Genomic DNA, 14416 nt, shown 5'->3' on the forward strand with positions numbered 1-14416 from the left:
AACTCTTCCTGTGAGAAATACTGCGATCATCCTGTTTTTAGTCCTTTCGGTCATATCCATCCCGGGGGTACTTAAGTACAAAAATCCTAGAGCCATAATCAGCTGCTGGGGTGACTCGCTGACGTCCGGTACTGCAAAAGGAGTTTCAACACCATACCCCAAAATGTTGCAAATCCTGGCGCTTAAGAATTTGGACATCAGGGCCGTCACAAACAACGGTATCGAGGGAATGACATCCACCCAGATAGCTTCGAAGTTCGGCGCGAAGCCACCGCTGATGACCGTAGCAGGTGGGGTCATCCCCGCATCAGGCGAGGTTGCCATTGAGTCAACGACCCACTCAAATCTGTCCAGCAAGTCGAACTACGGGAAGCTGAAGTATTCGGGCTCGCTGGCGGGCGTGCCGGGCATGCTGTCCGTCGACTGGAATGAGCAAGCACCAGACCTGGCCGGGACAACCAAATTCAAACGCGCGAAGTCAGGCGATCCAGTAGCCGCAAGCCCTAATACCCCCTTCATCATCGATCAGGCCGACTGGACAAGCAGCGTCGTCGTAATCTGGTCAGGTCGGAATGACATCCTCAGCAAACTCTCAAACGAGACCATAGTTGAAAACATTGAACTCATGATTAACTCGCTGAAAGACAACGACCACTTTGTTGTCATGGGGGTTACTGATGCCATCTTTGAATCATCCGAGAGCGCCGAGTTTAAGCAAATAGTTGAACTCAACAAGCAGCTTTCCGAGAAATACCCAGAGCACTGGATTGATATAAGAGCGACTCTTGTAGGTAGCTACAATCCTGCATCATCTGACGACATGGTCGCGTTCAACTCCGGCAAGATTCCGCCATCGCTGCTGATTGACGGCCTTCACCTGAATGATGCTGGAAACAAGATCGTTGCCAGTACTGTTTACGACTTCATCAAAGCAAAGGGCTGGTAGTCACCTGTCAAACGCATCATAGGCCTGCTCGCCTGTCACTCCTCTTGCTCCTCGTTGATCAGCAGTCGCTGCCAGATCTGCCGCTCTTTGATCAGCGCGCTTGAGCACGTCGGAAAGCACCAGGACGGCGCGGGAAGCTGCCGCGCTTGCGGCGGCAGTGCAGGAATTACTGCGGCCTTGGGCTGCGAGACGGCCTGAGAGGTCGTCGACTGTACGCTGCAGGCTCCCAGCAGCAACGCGAGCGGTAACAGCATCAGTTGCAGCTTGATCGATTTTCCGTTGCCCATCTTGCACCGCCTTGTTGATTGAGTTTTGCATCGCCTGCTCTTTCTCGCGCTCCTCACGCTCAGCCAGGGCCCAAGCCTGTTTGTCGCCGGCGTCACGGGCATTCCAGCGCGCTTGCCACTCTTTGCCCTTTGCCAACAGGCCTTGGTTGTATGAGTCCGTCAGCGCCCAACCTGCCAGGGCAAGCAGTAGCAGCACCAGAGCGACCCCGCCAACCTTTATCGCCAGGGCGTTCATACCAGCACCTTCAGCGCGAGGTCATACAGCTCCTTGCGATCTGCAGCGCCATTTGGAATCCGCCCTGGCTGCCCGGTGTTGATGATGCTGCCAATGTCTTGAAAGCGGCCGGCGTCGGCGAGCTCGTTGAGCCCATGCTGCGCCCACCACCACGCGGCAGACTGAGCGGCCTGCTCTGGTTGCTCAAGCAGTTCGGGCTGGATTTCAAGCGGCAGGCCCAGGCCTTCACCGGCTGCGCGGTAGTTGCTGCGGCCGGTGAGTTGAATCAGCCCGCGCCCGCGGTAACGGAAACCATCGCCAGAGGCCTCCGGGCCATTGCCCATACGCCCGCCGTAAACAGCATCGCCGAAGTGCTCCGGCTTGCCGCCCAGTTCATCCGCCCGCAGCACCAACGAGCGCCACCGGCTGCCAACAGCGGAGGCCTGGCCTATCTGGCGGATACGGTCGGCGCGGTAGTTGAGGTTTTCCACAAGGTTGCACAGTTGGCCCGACTCATGACCGATCTGCGCCAGAAACGCAGCCTGACGCAGGCGGGAATCGATCTTCCAGCGGGCCATGGCGCGGTTGAGCGTAGGAACAAAAACGCCCGCGACTGGGCGGGCGCATTCGAACGCTGTAGTTACAGCTGTGGATTGAACGGGTATGGGTATTCAGCAGTGTCTATGTACGAACAAGAAGGCATGCGATCTGAAAGCAGCGACATGACCCCCTGGGGGGGGGGCGTGCTGTAAACACCGTCATATGTGGTCTCCGGCGAGTTCCACATGCAGTGCACAATTGACCCTTGCTGGCCGTAGCAGCCCTCATGTACAGCACCTCTGAAGACAGTGCTACTGGTCCGTGCGTTCAGGAGCGATCAGCCCCTGCTTACGCAGGTAGACCCGCAGATCAGCCTTCGCGAATCCGCCGTTCTGCCAGAGCCCGACGAGCGTGGTGATCATCTGCAGATAAGCTGTCAGCTCCACGAACTCTTGGTTGACCTGGTAAGCGACCTTCTTGTCAGTGATGCCCATGTACGCGCAGCACCACATGAGCGCCCTGGTGTAGGCCTCACTGACGTTGGCCACACACCCGGCAAGGACCGAAGTCGATGCAGACTTATCGCCGCGGGCCTCGGTTGCCGTTTTGGACGACAGAGACGCCACGACCATGCGAGCACCCAACTCGATCATCATCTGGTTCTTGTCGGCCATGGCCTCCTTGACCAGCGTATTGGGCAAGGGCTGCGCATATGTAATCCGCCCGCTTGAAGGAGACGTCGTTGCTCATCGGGCGTATCCCATTTTGATAGAGGTGACGATCGCTTTGATCGGATAACGCTTGGCAATGAAGTAGCCAGCAGCATCGTTCATGTGGTCGTGCCCCTTCTTCGGATCTTTGTCAGGCTCGCCCTTGTCGTTGTAGGTCTGCCGCTCGAGGCAGAGAGTGAGCTGAGGGCACTGGTCGATATTGACCATCAAGCCGGCACAGCGAATCAGGTGCCCGCTCTTGAGCGTGATCAGCATGCCCGACTCGTTCGGCTTGTACTCACGCCACTCACGGGGGATAGCCTGCTTGAGCCGACGCCAGAAGACCCGGCGAGCCTGTTTCTGTGTCGGGGCGGCGTACCATATTTCATCCTCGACGCTTTCGCCCCACTCCGCAGCCAGGCGGGCCGCGCGGCGCATCTCTGCCTTGCCGAGGAAGGTCTTACCAAATCGGCGACCACACACGGCATCGCGGAACCACGCACTACGCTGGAAGCCCCACACGTAAATGTTCGCCTGTTTTGGCGTCAGCCTTACCGGCGCTTCATAGGTGCGGGGTAGCGGGGACATTCTCGTCTGGCTCCAGCTTGTACTCAGCAACGGCGTACTGTTGGTCTGCCTGGGAACCCAACCGCCGGCGCGGAACGCTACCTGCTCGGCCTGGCCAAGAACTATCCGCCCCTGCTTCTCGAAGCTCGACGATGCCCACATAACCCGGATGTCTGCATCCAGTAGGTGGGTATGGTCTTCGTTGTGGATGCTGCCGATGTGGGCGAGGATCTCGGTTTGGATCCACTCCCACACTTCAAGGGCTGGGGCCAAGCGGATACCGAGGTCGGACAGATTGGTTAGCTCAAGCAGTGAGAGGGTAGGCACAGGCCTGTTCATTCGCTCACCTTCGCGATTCCGACATGACCTCAATGTGGCTCTTGAATGCAACCAATGCTGAGACGATCTGCTTACTGATCTCTAGGTTCTCTGCGATGCCCGCCTCATCCATTCCTTTAGCGAGCAGATTCACAGTTATCGACGCAGGCTCGACAACTATTGCGGACATGGTGTTCAGCACCAACCGAAGCGCCGCTTGGGCATGACTCGCACGAGGTGAAGCGTTAAACAGTGCAACCGGCTTATCAGGAAATTCATGGCTGGCCACAAGCCAATCTAAGGCGTTCTTGAAAGAACCAGGTATTCCACGAGCATACTCAGGGCACGAAATAAGGATGCCATCTACCTTACCCACCAAAGCCCGAAACTCTGCGACGATCTGCGGCGGATCATCAGCCAGGTCCGGATCGAAGTGCGGTAATTGACCGACCGCCAGATAGTGCTTGATCGACACCCCCTCAGGGCTCAGCACCTCAGCCGCACGTAGCAGTGCGGAGTTAGAAGATGCTGCGCGAATGCTTCCGGACACCGCTAACAGTTGGACCATTTGTAAACATTCCATTCCCGTGAGATAGCACAGTGTCGCATACGTGAATCAGGACGATCTCAGACATGACTGGAGCCCTGTCCGGGAGGCTCGTTCGGTCACCTCCCAGTCGGGTTGCTTGGTTGTCATTAAATTGCCTCTGAATTGTGGGATAGCCCAACATCGATAAACTGCATTGAGTTGAGTTATTCCAGTTCTGTTGATCTAGATACTGGGTATCGAGTTCTTAAATCACAGGAAATCGATAATGCAGCGCTCGACTAAAGCAATCATCCTCATCGCCCTACTAATGCTCCCCACTACCACTCACCATGATCTGGGTCTGTGTGTGGACGTGCCCATGCAGCATAGAAGTTACCTCTCGCGATATCCGCACCACAAAATGGCGCATCCGTGATTTGTGGTGCGGGCGCTGTTAAGCTCGCGACTTATGCCGCCATCCAAGGAAAAGGAAATGAGCTTCGACTGGCACGCAGGGCCAATTACCCGTAACACGCCGCTGGACAAGAACTATCGAAATACGCAAAAGGTGCGACAGTTCCTGACTGGAGAGTGCGGCGACGCATTCAAATTCAATCGCACCTTCATGGCTTGGATCAAAAGCGGCGAGCCAGTGACGATGGGCGATGTAGCAGATGAGTGGATACGTACCCGAGGCTGACCATGGGAAGGTCCGTTTGAGGGCGTCATCAGCTAACGTGAACGACGCCGTTCAACCCCATCTGGCCCATACCGGTAATCCTTCAAGCAGTGCTCGCAGTTCAGAGCCCGGCACAGCCAGACCTTCACCCTCTGCCAGTACGTGACCATGAAGACGTGCCGAACGCCGGCCAAGGCCAGGGAGGCGTATAAGGTCGCCTCGGCCACCGACTGGGACATGATCAGCCTATCGTTGCGTACCAGGAGCGCGTAGCCGCTCAGCGCGATAGTCGCGTAGATCAACTTCCCTAGCACCCCGTCGCGGACCTTCCCACTCAAGCAGCACCAAGTCGCCCATAGCGCGATCAGGCCAGCCGACCACGTTGCAACGTGCTCCAGGATCATGTGCCACCTCCCCCAAACTTCGAACGAATGAACGCCCAAAGGTCAGCAGCTTTGATTGCTCGGGTAATGGCAGCGATCAACGAGCCGCCGAAGGTGCCGAGCAGAAAACCGATACCGGCAACGCTGCGGGGCTCAACCACTCCCAGGTAAGCGCTTACCAGTCCAGTCAAGTAATGGGCGCAAACAGCACCCGAGAAAATGAAGACGGCCCAGGCTTTTCGGTCCACTAGGTCATCGCGGTGCCACCAGCTCGCGGCGAACGCACCAACCAATCCCGCGGTAAACCACGTATCAAGCCTGTCGAGCAGGCGGTACAGAAACTCCATGCGCTCGACTCCGTGGGCATGATTCGAGAAAAAAGGGGGGCATCGGAAGCTCAATGGGATTGAGCATTTCATGCTTTTTTTGCAGGAAGCAGAACGTCCGGCACAAAAGCCGGACGCTCATGAACGCTTACAGGTTGTCGTAGGTCATCCATACGCTGGAGTTGTCATTCCCAGGGGCCCAGAAAATACCAAGCCCAGCCGGAACCACCAGCTCATAAGGAAGAGTGTCGAAGTTGGGACCGGACGACGCCGCAAAAATTGCAGGGTAGCTATCCATCCGATGGCTGAGAGGCGGCTTCACGGTATCCGCATACAAACGGCCACCGCATGCTGAGAACGTACGAATGACGATGCCAGTAGTGTTTGCCGCAGGCTCTACAAGAGCATTGACGTATTGCCTGTAACCTACTTGGTTGATGAACTTGCTACCCACAGTAGCTTGAGTCATGAGATATACCTTTTGAGTGAAATGAGTGGTGCGGATAGTTCCGCTTTCATGTCGCTCAAAGGCGATGGCTTGAAGCTCTTGGCTTTCAGTCAGCTGGCGACTACAGCCTGATACGGCTGAGCACCATCTGTTTATCTGGTGATGAGCATGTCGATGGTGCTGGTGTCGCAGACGTAGTTGGCCTTCTTGTCGAGGACCACGTAGAGAGCAGAACCTTTGGTGACAGGCACTTTGCTGGCCGAAAAGACAGCACCGTTACCTCTGCCCAAGCTACCGGACTGAAGAACCGTATCCCCCTGATTCAAAGACCAGGCAACGCCATCACCACAACTATTGTGAATACTGCTTACTCGCCCGAGAATATTGACCTCGCCCACCACAGGACTGGTCCAACGGATGACGGTCTGGCTGCTCTGGCCTGGGTGAAATGCCACGTCACCAGCTGCAATGGTAAAGCTGCCGTTTGCCGTGTAGGTGTAAGGTTTCAGGTGAACCGACACATGTGCCCCAGATACTTGATCCATCCAGCATGTAGCCGGGAGGTTGCTGCATGAGTCGGCTTTGAAGTGCGGCAGCGGGACGTAGTTTTCGGCCTTGTTCACACCAGACGAGTTCTGCATAAACGACCAAGGAGAACCTTGTGGAGCACTCTCCTTTGCCAGAATTACATCCCTTGCCAAGTTCCAGGACATTGCTGTGTCAGCAAAGGCACTCATGCTGGCACCAAAAAGCGCCAACAAACCGAGCAGGGAAACACTGATAGTCTTTTTCATTTGGATTGCCCTATTGAGTCGAATGATTTGTCGCGGATGATTCCGCTTTCATGTCGCTCAAGGGCGATAGCTCGAGGCTCAAAGCCTTCACTCGGTCACATGCAGATCAGCACCTTCATAAAGCTGATACTCGCATCCTATGTACTCGAGGAGTGGAGTGACTATCTCAACAAAACACTGTCTATTCAACCAGTATTTTACGAGATACGTTTCATCCCTATAAATCTCATTCTTTCGATAAAATTCCCGGCGTCGACACCTCAGCGCATCGATCTCGCAACTCCAGTCTCGCGCCACACTGTAAGCATTGATGGAGCAGAGTGCGCGGGCTGCCTGTGTTGATTCCGTACGTCACACTATCCGGCTATCGACGTCCAGGCTATCCCGAGGGCTGTCCTGGCTACAGGTGAAATCGGAGCAATAAAAAACCCGGCGCAGTGGCCGGGTTCAGGGTTTTGTGTGCGTTTCGCGTTACTTCAGCAGGACTGCGTTCAGCAGGTGCTTCATGTTCATCACCGGGTGGTGCAGGTAGTGCCCGAACTTCTGCACCTGGAACGGCAGCGTGTCGATGGCGCGCAGTACCTTGCCGATCGTGGCCAGGTGCGCAGAGCGCGCAGTGGACCGACCTAAACCATGGCGCAGTTCGCCCAGGTCTTGAAGGTTTTGCAGGCCTGGTCTTTCGGGCCCGGCATGTCGGCGAGAATTTCGACTCGGTGCACCTCAATGCGGTCAAGTACCACCAACCCGCCAGAGCTGGGCGGCAAAGTATCTGCCGTAATCTCTGGGGTAATCTCTGCTGTAGTCTCTGTAATAGCCTGCGGCTTTCTAGCACTCTTGCTTGCAGGCTTGCTGCATCCTTGTTTGCAGGATTCCTGCAAACTGGATTGCGGGTTTTCCGCAGACAAGTTTGCGCGAATGGCGTCGGTGTTGACCCGGTAAAACAGACGGCACGGGACGCCCTTTTTCATCTCCTGCAGCGCCCCTACCTTGACCAACTTCTCGCGCGCACTCTCCTGGTCCGAACGCGTCACCCCCGTGTCGGCCTCCCACTCCTCCATGGTTTTGTAGAACCAGCCGTCCTTACGCCCCAACTCCTCTGCCGCGCTTCAACCTGCCGACATTCCCTGGCGAACGCTGGTAGGTGCGGTATGTCCTCTTCACTCATGATCTGGTCATCGAAAACTTCGCTGCTGGTATCGATCACGTCACCCAGCGCACTAACCAACGCGCCAAAGCTTTTATTGGCCCACTGCTCGCTCTGCATTTGGCGGGCGCCGATCAAGCCGTGGCGGCAGGCAAGTTCGTTGATGCAGTGATCGCGAAACTTCGGCTCCAACGCGTTGACCCACGGTTCCTCCAACCAGGACGGAATCTCCTGATCACCAGACAGCCAGCGGCCGGTGGCCTTCACAAACTCGCTTACGTCGCCTAGGCGAACGAGCTCCTCGAAGTCCGGGACCTTGGTCTGAACGATCTTCGCGGCGGGAACTCGCAGGCAAATCTTCCGGCTCAATGCTTGGGCGAAATCGTCCTGGCTCAAGCTGATGCGGGCGATCTGGTTTTGAGCGTGGGCGACCAGAACCTGATCACGGGTTTGTAAGGCATGTCTGGAACTGGACGTTTCCATGGAGCTCGCTCTCTTCTAATCTGGATTTACTGAGTAGGTTGATAGGCAGTCGCTCAGGCGACCATCTCGCCCCAGGAAAACGAGGGACAAAGCTGCCCCCACTTAACTTCGCCACCTGTAAGCGCCTCGAGTTGAAGCGCCCTTGCTGCCGGAACAGGCCGATCCCCCGAACACCACTGACTAACAGTTGGGGTTCGAACATCAAGACGGCTGGCCAGCGCTGTTTGGCTGCCCAAAATCCCGGCTGCCTTCCGAACCGCTTCTGCTGGTGTCATGGATTTTCTCCGGTTTGTCACGCGCCAAAAAAAGGCATTAGCTAACCATAAAAAGCCATTGCCTACTCAACAACCGACTAGGCTTAATTAGGCAATGCTTACAGGAATAGAATTAGGCGCAGCCATCGAGCAAGCTCGGGTCGCCAAAGGCGTTACAAAGAAAAAGCTCGCCGAAGATTTCGGCGTGGCGGGCCCCTCTGTCCAAGGCTGGGTAAAGACGGGGCGAATTGACAAATCTAAGCTCATGGAGCTGATTGCGTATTTCTCAGATGTCGTTACGCCTGCGCACTGGGGGTTGAGTGAGCGGATGGGGGATATTCTGAGCGTCGCTGAAGCTCCAGTGACCAACGACTCCTCACGAAAGGCAGGCGTCAAGCTCTCCAACATCGAGACCTGGGATGACGCAACCCCGCTCCCTGACGATGAGGTCTACGTCCCTTTCCTGCGGGAAGTGGAACTGGCGGCTGGCTCTGGACGGTTTGTGATCGAAGAAAGTGACACCGCCAAGCTGCGCTTCTTCAAGAGCGATCTGCGCCGTAATAATGTGCAGTTCAGCAACGCAAAGTGTGTGATCGCCCGCGGCAACAGTATGTTCCCCGTGCTACGTGATGGCGCTACAGTCGGCGTGAACACCGGCAAGAACTCGTTTGGCGATATCGTCGACGGTGACCTCTACGCGATCAACCACAACGGCCAGCTACGCGTGAAGCAGGTCTACCGCCTGCCTACTGGTTTGCGTCTGCGAAGCTTCAATCGTGACGAGCATCCGGATGAGGACTACACCTTCGCCGAAGCCCAGGAGCAACAAATTTCGATCCTGGGCCATGTGTTCTGGTGGGGGATGTTTGCTCGCTGACCCTCAAGCTCCACGGAAGTGTTGAATGCCAAAGAAACAACCATCGCACAGCAAAGCAGCAACTGCTGCTGATATCGAGCGATCCATCCAGGCCCTCAACAGAATGGCCGAGAGGCTTTGGGGTGAAGGTAGGGAGGTCGAAGCGAAAGCCCTCCTGGACGCACTGGATGGATTAAACAGGGCCTTGGATCGAATCAGGATCGGCGAAAGTCGCAAGGTTAGGACGCTTCATTAAGGAGCGCGGCTCAACACAGTTAAAAGCATTGAGGCTTACAGATTCCCTCTGCTGAACGGAATCGTCTGTCGTTGCAGGGATTTATAGTCGCTATCGCGCATCATCTAAAAGGAACTGAGATGACTGACATTCACAGTGAATTCGAGCGGAGCAAGTATTTCCATAGCTCCAGGATAGATAGACGCTCAGCTGACGCTCTCGTTGGCTTGGCAGCAGGCCTCGCCGCCGACGGTGTCGTGTCTACCGCCGAAGGCTTATTCCTCAAGGACTGGCTTGAAACGAATCTCACTCACCTTGATGATCCTGTCATCAACCTGCTGTATTCGCGGCTCTCTAACATGCTCTTGGATGGGGTGCTAGACCCAGAGGAGTCCCTTGAGCTTATCGGCTTGCTGCAGAGCTTTTCGGGCCTGAGTGCCGAAAAGCCAAAGGCTAGCGATCAAACCTTCAGCACGCCCAACGACCTTCCCTTCAATCGTCCAGAACCAGATCTCACTTGGGACGGCAGATTGTTCGTTTTCACTGGAATCATGGCCTACGGACCTCGAAAAGACTGCCAGGCCTTAGTAGAAGAGCGTGGCGGCATCATCGGTGGAGGGGTAAGTAAAAAAACTCACTACCTAGTGGTTGGCAGCATTGGAAATGACCAATGGCGCCACAGTTCCTATGGGACAAAAATAATGAAGGCGGTGGAGTTGAGAGAGACTGGAACACCTATCGCCATCATCGGCGAGCAGCAATGGCAGCGCGCGCTTTTTGGGTGAGTTGATGAGGTAGGGCTAATTCCTGATGGAGTTTCTAGAGTTCTTGGGAAATCTTTGCAGCTCACTCTGCAATTACCAACCCTATCAAAAACCTCGCCGCGTCTTCACACGTGGGTTTGTAGCTTTCTGTGTGATGGTTGTCGTGCTTGAGCTGATGACGTTGAGCCATTTTTATGGGCAACCTGGCTGGTGCTTGGGGCTGTGTAGAGAAATTTGAGCAAGCGCGTAGTTTGGTGGGGCGGGTTGCTGCAGGCCGGCGCGGATGAGCAAGGCACCTACGATCTAATGAAGATCGCCCTCTCCTTCCAGGAAACCGAGGTCACGCTGGCGGTGATATCATCGCGACACCTTGATTTAGACGGAGCTTGATCAGTGTCTCTCATAAAAAAGCTTGGGGCTTTCCTGGTCCTGTTGATCATCTGTGGCTTCCTGGCAAGAGCATGGAGCGAACACAACGATTTTGAAACAACCAGCGAGAAGCTGGTCCGCCAGCTTGGCACCTCAATAGTCCTGAACCTTGGAAAGCTGAATACATCCTGCATGGCAAATGCACGAATAGACTCGGTATCCATTGATAGCGATTGGCTGCTAGCGAAAAAGGGTACAGCAACTCTTTACATCTCAGGAAACAATGGCGCTGCGGTCGCTATCTCCTACAAGGCAGAAACCTCGAATGGGAAGGTATTTTTACAGCCACAAGACACGTCAGCAACTCCGCTTTCTGTCATTCAATTCGGATTGAAAGGCTGCAGTTAAGAATTTTCAGAAATGCAAAGCCCGCCTAGCGCGGGCTTTTTCATGCCTAATCGAAAATAGCTATGCATTAACTAACCACATAAAATTAGCCTATGACTAATACTTCTTCCAAGCCAACGCAACACCGGCCCAGCAGCGAAAGCCGCGCCGCTCTTTAACAACCTGTGCCGTTAACGATTATCCGGCGATTCGCTGGGAGGTCAGCCCCGGCCACACCTGTGGGGCGAGAGAAAGTCAGGTGAACAAAATCGCGCTGCCACTAACGGCGACCGGCGATCCGATAGCCCCGAAAGGCTACCAACGCGCAGAACTACGACGTCGGACGAGGTGTTGACCGAACTGGCGAATGACCCGGTAGGAGGCGCGAAACGGATTCAAAAATTAGCGCCCCCGACAGCCTCGGCTGGGGACGTCGGACCTCATGCACCCTGCCCCACTCAGCCAGGCATTCAGAGCTGTAGCGTGCATGTTGTAAGGACCTGTGTCCGTATCGAACAGGTGCTGTTTGACGCCTCGCGGAGGAAGCTCCAAGCCCACACCGACGAAGATCGGCCAGCCCTGCAATCAGCAGTGAGTAACTGGCCAACATCGCTGACGCAACAACCCCGGTCTGATGCCAGTAGCGGGCCCGGGGATTTTGATACGCATCACCCCTACTGCTTCCTCGAGGCAGTAGCGGGATACCAAGCAATAGAAGCATCAGTCATTCAATCGCGAAGGAATACGCACGTCCATTGATCTCTACACCAGCAGCACCGACAAGGTCGCCAACCTCGACCTGAACAAACCGACGCTCGACAGCGGAAACATCATTCTCTCCATCGGACCACTGAACCTGCAGGCCGGAGACATTCTGGATGTCACATTCGCACATGAAGTAACCAGCGAATTGCCGTTCACCGTCGGCATCGGTCGGGGCCTGAGATCAGCCTTCCCACAGCGCTGCTCCTCAAGCTCCAGCGCGCGGTTAGCGAAGCTGCGTTACCGTAACTCAGCCGGAGCATTCATGAGTTCTGTCAGTGGGCGCACCGGATTTGCCTGCACGCGTTCAAAAATGGGTGGGGTTTCACCTCTCATTCGATAGATGCACGCCTTACTCAGTCGCCTCAGTCTGTTGTCCTTTGGCAGCTCAACAAAATGCCCAAATGTACAGTTTTCGTCGTTAACGATATAGGCGGGATCCTCCGCCAAGAGCGAGAGAACCATCACTAGCAGAAACATTGATTGCAGTCCTTGGCGACACTTTGGGCCGGCTTTTTAACAGTCACCGGATTCAACAGCAACCCCACTCCCGCCCCTCAAACCGTCAGCACTCTCCTCCGCGCCCATCGGCAACCAGCGGAGCGGATGAGTGCATCCGAGTTTTGTTGGACCAGCAGTGGCATCGAAGAGGTAGGCCATGGCTGCGACTCAGGAAGAACGAACAACCAAACTTGCCGAGAGGCGGCAAGAGCTGGGCGAGCAGGAACTACGAAACACGGTTCCCTGCAGAACACGACAGATGCTCGACGAGCTGATGCGCTGGCGTGAGATCGAGGAAGTCAGCGAGGCAGTGCAACTGCTGGTGATCAACGCCACGCCCGAGGATATGCCGCCAGCGCCGACAAAGGTCAAAGACCCGTCCGACATCATCAGGCACTACTTCCGCCAGGGAGTGCGTGACAGGTTAGCGACCATCACCGCCGCCCTGGGCGAGTCAAAGGACCGAAACACCATCTGGCGACTGATCGCATACGCCCACTCGCTGGGTCCCGACGGCTCCGCGAAGCTCTTCGAAATTCCGCCCCACAAAATCGAAGTGTCGCAAAACGTGGCGCGCAAATTACGGCATGCAGGTTTTGCCGAATCGCTGCAGATGAACGCCGACGACGACGGCGACGAATAACCCACCCTCCTAGCGGCATCCTGATGGCGACCTCTCCCTGAAAATGATCATTGCAGAGAGGGGAAAGGTAATGCGCAAACCGAAATCTGAGCCCTCTACTGAACTGTAGAGTTGCTGTCCGGGTAAACTTCATCGCCGACGCTGCTGGTGCTGAATCAGAAAGGCACGGACGCGTATTTCCTTTTTCTGGATTTAAGCAACAGAACATCAATATCGGAGGATAGGGATATGAATCACATCTACAAAACGTTTCTACTACCTATGGGTATCGGTATTGCGGTGCTGTGCTCGATGAATGTCGAAGCGATAACGCGGGAAGAAATGCTCAAGCTCAATGCCGCGTACCCGCCCGGTAGCGTTGTTAGCTGTGAGACGCAGCTTGAAGGAAACGGCAAAAATATACTGCCAACGCTCCTAAAAACTCGCGCGCACATCAAAGAGAGAACGGGAAACTTGACGCGTACTGATGTCAGCGTAACGTTTATCCCAAAGGGATTATCAACCAACACAATGACCGTGAATTACCAGTCGCGGGCAACCATGGAAGATGACGGTGAGTTAATTGATATTGACCCTGCTAGCCTAACTGTCTCATTCAGCGCCGCGAATCCAGCGGGTGAGGAAATTGTAGCGCAGAAAATGCGCAGTACCCTCCCTCCTACTGGAAGCGATCTCAGGCTATACAAGACGGTAAAAGTCACCGATTTTCCATCGTTCATAATCACTCCCCAAGATCAGCCTCCCACCTACTGTTTTAAGGAAGAATAAGCAGTGATACTTTGCTGAGCTGATCCAGGCCAGGAATACCCAGCCCTGGCTGACCTGATGGCCTGGGCTTGCATCGAGGAACAGGGCGAGGCAATGCCCCTGATGATTCACCACCTGCATGAGCTTGGTCCGGCCGGTTCTGCGAAGTTTCTAGCGCCGCCGCGACACGAAATCACGATCAGCGAAAACGTGTCGGCAAAGTTGCAGCTCGCATACAACCGCGAATCGCTGCGCATCTGCCACGACGAATAACCCACCCTACTCGCTGCATCCGGATGTCATCGCAAATGTGAATAAAGCCTTCTAGTTCAGGCTCAGACCTTTGTCGACTGAGTGAACATCCAACCAAGTGCAACGGCAGCAATGATAGGGCGTACTAGATCCGTTGCCGGAGCCGAACCAGCAAACACCTGCAGGCCGCTTGTTACGAAGACTGCCAATGCAGCAAGAATGCCCAGCACCGAAATCCAGCGGAAGTATCTTGGAAACATCGAGTAGCTCCTTTTAGA

At 55.3% G+C, this 14416-nt stretch carries 18 protein-coding genes and 4 pseudogenes; 9 read left to right on the forward strand and 13 right to left on the reverse strand.

What is annotated here, in order from left to right:
- The first annotated feature begins 163 nt into the window (after positions 1-163).
- Positions 164-946 carry an SGNH/GDSL hydrolase family protein gene (locus PFZ56_RS22775; protein ID WP_222933811.1) on the forward strand — a complete coding sequence of 261 codons (783 nt, stop codon included), beginning with the start codon at positions 164-166 and terminating at the stop codon, positions 944-946.
- Here the strand turns inward: PFZ56_RS22775 and PFZ56_RS22780 are convergent, their stop codons facing one another.
- The 5 genes and pseudogenes from PFZ56_RS22780 to PFZ56_RS22800 form a co-directional block, all read right to left on the reverse strand.
- Positions 947-1468, reverse strand: a complete 522-nt coding sequence (locus PFZ56_RS22780; protein ID WP_170004007.1) for a DUF2514 family protein — start codon at positions 1466-1468, stop codon at positions 947-949. It abuts the gene before it with no gap.
- Complete coding sequence (locus tag PFZ56_RS22785; RefSeq protein WP_170004009.1) at positions 1465-2025, reverse strand: glycoside hydrolase family 19 protein; 561 nt, start codon at positions 2023-2025, stop codon at positions 1465-1467. The genes PFZ56_RS22780 and PFZ56_RS22785 overlap by 4 nt, the downstream gene beginning before the upstream one ends.
- A 276-nt stretch (positions 2026-2301) precedes the next feature.
- Positions 2302-2706, reverse strand: a pseudogene (locus PFZ56_RS22790) (DUF4055 domain-containing protein); the annotation flags it as partial.
- A gap of 636 nt (positions 2707-3342) precedes the next feature.
- Positions 3343-3603: pseudogene (locus tag PFZ56_RS22795) on the reverse strand (putative metallopeptidase); the annotation flags it as partial.
- Between the two features lie 4 nt (positions 3604-3607).
- The gene (locus PFZ56_RS22800) at positions 3608-4150 is read right to left on the reverse strand and encodes an NADPH-dependent FMN reductase (RefSeq protein ID WP_170003541.1); all 543 of its coding nucleotides are present in this window, start codon (positions 4148-4150) and stop codon (positions 3608-3610) included.
- A 454-nt stretch (positions 4151-4604) separates the two neighbouring features.
- Between PFZ56_RS22800 and PFZ56_RS22805 the strand changes: the two genes are divergently transcribed.
- Complete coding sequence (locus tag PFZ56_RS22805; protein ID WP_110596586.1) at positions 4605-4811, forward strand: DUF6434 domain-containing protein; 207 nt, start codon at positions 4605-4607, stop codon at positions 4809-4811.
- A 32-nt stretch (positions 4812-4843) separates the two neighbouring features.
- Here PFZ56_RS22805 and PFZ56_RS22810 read toward each other — a convergent pair whose 3' ends face one another.
- The 7 genes and pseudogenes from PFZ56_RS22810 to PFZ56_RS22840 all read right to left on the reverse strand — a co-directional run bounded on the left by PFZ56_RS22810 (position 4844) and on the right by PFZ56_RS22840 (position 8643).
- Positions 4844-5194, reverse strand: a complete 351-nt coding sequence (locus PFZ56_RS22810) for a hypothetical protein (protein WP_262379748.1) — start codon at positions 5192-5194, stop codon at positions 4844-4846.
- On the reverse strand, positions 5191-5520 hold the full coding sequence (locus PFZ56_RS22815; protein WP_022639557.1) for a hypothetical protein: 330 nt from the start codon (positions 5518-5520) through the stop codon (positions 5191-5193). Before PFZ56_RS22815 ends, PFZ56_RS22810 begins: the two co-directional genes overlap by 4 nt.
- A 127-nt stretch (positions 5521-5647) precedes the next feature.
- Positions 5648-5968 (reverse strand): hypothetical protein, encoded by a 321-nt coding sequence (locus PFZ56_RS22820; RefSeq protein ID WP_170003543.1) that lies wholly within the window; start codon positions 5966-5968, stop codon positions 5648-5650.
- Positions 5969-6099: 131 nt separating this feature from the next.
- Positions 6100-6741: a hypothetical protein gene (locus PFZ56_RS22825; RefSeq protein ID WP_170003546.1), complete on the reverse strand. Its 642-nt coding sequence runs from the start codon at positions 6739-6741 to the stop codon at positions 6100-6102.
- Positions 6742-7373: 632 nt separating this feature from the next.
- Positions 7374-7493, reverse strand: a pseudogene (locus tag PFZ56_RS22830) (phage replication protein); the annotation flags it as partial.
- Positions 7494-7768: 275 nt separating this feature from the next.
- Positions 7769-8368 carry a hypothetical protein gene (locus PFZ56_RS22835; protein WP_262379750.1) on the reverse strand — a complete coding sequence of 200 codons (600 nt, stop codon included), beginning with the start codon at positions 8366-8368 and terminating at the stop codon, positions 7769-7771.
- Positions 8369-8421: 53 nt separating this feature from the next.
- Positions 8422-8643, reverse strand: coding sequence for a Cro/CI family transcriptional regulator (locus PFZ56_RS22840; protein WP_170003549.1), 222 nt, complete (start codon positions 8641-8643; stop codon positions 8422-8424).
- A 94-nt stretch (positions 8644-8737) separates the two neighbouring features.
- On the opposite strand from PFZ56_RS22840, the gene PFZ56_RS22845 reads away from it, so the two are divergent.
- From PFZ56_RS22845 to PFZ56_RS22875, 7 genes and pseudogenes are all read left to right on the forward strand, one after another.
- Positions 8738-9499, forward strand: a complete 762-nt coding sequence (locus PFZ56_RS22845) for a helix-turn-helix transcriptional regulator (RefSeq protein ID WP_170003552.1) — start codon at positions 8738-8740, stop codon at positions 9497-9499.
- Positions 9500-9524: 25 nt separating this feature from the next.
- A complete protein-coding gene (locus PFZ56_RS22850; protein ID WP_110596581.1) occupies positions 9525-9734 on the forward strand; it encodes a hypothetical protein in 210 nt (69 codons plus the stop codon).
- A gap of 119 nt (positions 9735-9853) precedes the next feature.
- On the forward strand, positions 9854-10498 hold the full coding sequence (locus PFZ56_RS22855) for an NAD-dependent DNA ligase (protein ID WP_110596580.1): 645 nt from the start codon (positions 9854-9856) through the stop codon (positions 10496-10498).
- A gap of 372 nt (positions 10499-10870) precedes the next feature.
- Positions 10871-11254: a hypothetical protein gene (locus tag PFZ56_RS22860; protein ID WP_110652666.1), complete on the forward strand. Its 384-nt coding sequence runs from the start codon at positions 10871-10873 to the stop codon at positions 11252-11254.
- A 1399-nt stretch (positions 11255-12653) separates the two neighbouring features.
- Entirely contained in the window at positions 12654-13139 is a 486-nt protein-coding gene (locus PFZ56_RS22865) for a hypothetical protein (RefSeq protein ID WP_170003555.1), read from the forward strand.
- Between the two features lie 228 nt (positions 13140-13367).
- Positions 13368-13907, forward strand: a complete 540-nt coding sequence (locus tag PFZ56_RS22870; protein ID WP_170003558.1) for a hypothetical protein — start codon at positions 13368-13370, stop codon at positions 13905-13907.
- Between the two features lie 42 nt (positions 13908-13949).
- Positions 13950-14159, forward strand: a pseudogene (locus PFZ56_RS22875) (hypothetical protein); the annotation flags it as partial.
- A 62-nt stretch (positions 14160-14221) separates the two neighbouring features.
- Here PFZ56_RS22875 and PFZ56_RS22880 read toward each other — a convergent pair.
- The gene (locus PFZ56_RS22880; RefSeq protein ID WP_170003564.1) at positions 14222-14398 is read right to left on the reverse strand and encodes a hypothetical protein; all 177 of its coding nucleotides are present in this window, start codon (positions 14396-14398) and stop codon (positions 14222-14224) included.
- Positions 14399-14416 lie beyond the last annotated feature (18 nt).

It is taken from the genome of Pseudomonas danubii, from assembly GCF_042980055.1.
In the GTDB taxonomy this organism is placed as follows: Bacteria; Pseudomonadota; Gammaproteobacteria; order Pseudomonadales; family Pseudomonadaceae; genus Aquipseudomonas; species Aquipseudomonas danubii.

What these genes read in the sequence shown, in the direction of transcription:
- PFZ56_RS22850 (WP_110596581.1), top strand. Translation starts at nt 9,525, where the DNA reads ATGCCAAAGAAACAACCATCGCACAGCAAAGCAGCAACTGCTGCTGAT.
- PFZ56_RS22865 (WP_170003555.1), top strand. Translation starts at nt 12,654, where the DNA reads ATGGCTGCGACTCAGGAAGAACGAACAACCAAACTTGCCGAGAGGCGG.
- PFZ56_RS22825 (WP_170003546.1), bottom strand. Translation starts at nt 6,741, where the DNA reads ATGAAAAAGACTATCAGTGTTTCCCTGCTCGGTTTGTTGGCGCTTTTT.
- PFZ56_RS22780 (WP_170004007.1), bottom strand. Translation starts at nt 1,468, where the DNA reads ATGAACGCCCTGGCGATAAAGGTTGGCGGGGTCGCTCTGGTGCTGCTA.
- PFZ56_RS22840 (WP_170003549.1), bottom strand. Translation starts at nt 8,643, where the DNA reads ATGACACCAGCAGAAGCGGTTCGGAAGGCAGCCGGGATTTTGGGCAGC.
- PFZ56_RS22835 (WP_262379750.1), bottom strand. Translation starts at nt 8,368, where the DNA reads ATGGAAACGTCCAGTTCCAGACATGCCTTACAAACCCGTGATCAGGTT.
- PFZ56_RS22805 (WP_110596586.1), top strand. Translation starts at nt 4,605, where the DNA reads ATGAGCTTCGACTGGCACGCAGGGCCAATTACCCGTAACACGCCGCTG.
- PFZ56_RS22785 (WP_170004009.1), bottom strand. Translation starts at nt 2,025, where the DNA reads ATGGCCCGCTGGAAGATCGATTCCCGCCTGCGTCAGGCTGCGTTTCTG.
- PFZ56_RS22800 (WP_170003541.1), bottom strand. Translation starts at nt 4,150, where the DNA reads ATGGTCCAACTGTTAGCGGTGTCCGGAAGCATTCGCGCAGCATCTTCT.
- PFZ56_RS22845 (WP_170003552.1), top strand. Translation starts at nt 8,738, where the DNA reads ATGCTTACAGGAATAGAATTAGGCGCAGCCATCGAGCAAGCTCGGGTC.
- PFZ56_RS22870 (WP_170003558.1), top strand. Translation starts at nt 13,368, where the DNA reads ATGAATCACATCTACAAAACGTTTCTACTACCTATGGGTATCGGTATT.
- PFZ56_RS22815 (WP_022639557.1), bottom strand. Translation starts at nt 5,520, where the DNA reads ATGGAGTTTCTGTACCGCCTGCTCGACAGGCTTGATACGTGGTTTACC.
- PFZ56_RS22855 (WP_110596580.1), top strand. Translation starts at nt 9,854, where the DNA reads ATGACTGACATTCACAGTGAATTCGAGCGGAGCAAGTATTTCCATAGC.
- PFZ56_RS22775 (WP_222933811.1), top strand. Translation starts at nt 164, where the DNA reads ATGTTGCAAATCCTGGCGCTTAAGAATTTGGACATCAGGGCCGTCACA.
- PFZ56_RS22820 (WP_170003543.1), bottom strand. Translation starts at nt 5,968, where the DNA reads ATGACTCAAGCTACTGTGGGTAGCAAGTTCATCAACCAAGTAGGTTAC.
- PFZ56_RS22810 (WP_262379748.1), bottom strand. Translation starts at nt 5,194, where the DNA reads ATGATCCTGGAGCACGTTGCAACGTGGTCGGCTGGCCTGATCGCGCTA.
- PFZ56_RS22880 (WP_170003564.1), bottom strand. Translation starts at nt 14,398, where the DNA reads ATGTTTCCAAGATACTTCCGCTGGATTTCGGTGCTGGGCATTCTTGCT.